General features: G+C 71.0%; 2 protein-coding genes. One reads left to right on the top strand and one right to left on the bottom strand.

All coding sequences use genetic code 11. The annotated features are described in order from the left end of the window. Positions 1-507: bifunctional 2-polyprenyl-6-hydroxyphenol methylase/3-demethylubiquinol 3-O-methyltransferase UbiG (gene ubiG / locus ACH107_RS32675; RefSeq protein WP_412509755.1), on the top strand; the 507-nt coding region annotated here is incomplete at its 5' end. A 22-nt stretch (positions 508-529) separates the two neighbouring features. Here ubiG and bchO read toward each other — a convergent pair. Beyond that, complete coding sequence (bchO, locus tag ACH107_RS32670; RefSeq protein WP_310689916.1) at positions 530-1,393, bottom strand: alpha/beta fold hydrolase BchO; 864 nt, start codon at positions 1,391-1,393, stop codon at positions 530-532. Positions 1,394-1,642 lie beyond the last annotated feature (249 nt).

Raw genomic sequence — 1,642 nt, 5'->3', positions numbered from 1 at the left:
GGCGCGGCGGTGACGGGCATCGACCCCGCCGAACAGGCCATCGCCGCCGCCCGCGCCCATGCCCGCGCGGCCGGGCACGCCATCGCCTATGACGTTGGCGTGGGCGAGGCGCTGCCCTATGGCCGGGCTGGATTCGATGCCGTGGTCTGCGTGGACGTGCTCGAACACGTCAGCGACCTTGACCGGGTGCTGTCCGAGGTGGCCCGCGTGCTGCGCCCCGGTGGCCTGTTCCTGTTCGACACGATCAATCGCAACCCGGTGGCACGGCTGGCCACCATCACAATGGCCGAGGACATCCTGCACCTGCTTCCAAAGGGCACCCATGACCCGGCGCTGTTCATCAAGCCGGCTGAGCTGCGCGCGGGGTTGGCCCGCGCCGGTTTCGCGCCCGGTCCGATGACCGGCCTCGGCCCGCGCGGGATCACCCGGCGGGGCGATCCGACCTTCGGACGCCTGCCGCTCAAGACGGTGCTCTACATGGGAACGGCGCGGAAACCCGAGGTGTGATCGCCGCCCTCGGTGACAGGTCTCAGCCCAGCCAGGCCAGCATCAGCTTTGCGATGTCGTCGGGGGATTCCTCATGCGCAAGATGGCCCAGGTCGGGCAAAGTCTCGACCCGGCAGGTGGGAATGCGCCCCGCGGCGCGGTCGGCAACGCGCGGCGGCACCGCCTTGTCCAGCGCGCCTGTGACGAACAGGCACTCTGATGTGATACGGTCCAGGCGGCCGAGCAACGGGTCGATCCGCCACTGGGCCATCATCTGCAAGGTGGCTTCGACATGACGGCGATCCGCGATCAGCCGGGCGTAGAGCGCCAGACCCTCGGCCTCGAGCCGCGAGCCGGTGCTCTCGATCAGCCGCCGCGCCCGGCCGGGGCTGGGCGATCCCAGCGAAAACAGGGGCGCGGTCAGGGGATTCAGCGCAAGCAGCTTGGCCAGTGCCGGAAACAGCCAACCGGCGGGGCCTTCGAAATTGCCCAGCGCGGGGTTCAGGCCGATGATGCGCGGGGCGGGCCGCCCTGACGCCTGCGCCGTCTCGCTCAGCCGAAGGGCGATGGCCGCGCCGGCCGAGTGGCCGATCACCACGCCGGGCGACCAACCATGGGTCGTGCAAAGCGCCGCGATATCCTCGGCCATGGCGTCGAGTCCGCATCGGCGCAGCGTGCCCGCCCGGGTGAAGCCCTGCCCGGGCAGGTCCAGTGCGACGACATGGAACCTCTCGGCCAGGATCGGCAGCACATCGCGCCAGCTGTGGGTCGAGGCCCCGGCACCATGCAGCAACAGAAGGGTTTCGCCCGTGCCGGTTTCCTGCACGTGCCAGTCGTGCGGGCGGCAGCGCAGGCGGCGCGACAGGGCGCTGTTGGGCCAGTCCGGCAGATCGCGGGTCCAGTCCACGGCTCAGCCTCCGCCCAATGCGCTGTCGATGGCCCCCGACAGGCGCTGGGCATCGGCCCGGGGCAGGGTGATGCAGTCGACCGCAAGGTATCCGGCCAGGGCGGCGGCTTCCCGGCCCGGGCGCGGCGCGGTGTCGATGACGCAGCCCTGTGAAGGTCACGGCATGTTGCTCGGCGATGCCCACGTCGAAACACCGGCTGGCATAGCGGTCCATGAAGCGCGCCAGCCCGGTGCCGTCGGGCATCGCCG

This window comes from Roseovarius halophilus (ex Wu et al. 2025) (assembly GCF_047086965.1).
This window is presented reverse-complemented; position numbering and strand designations above follow the sequence as displayed.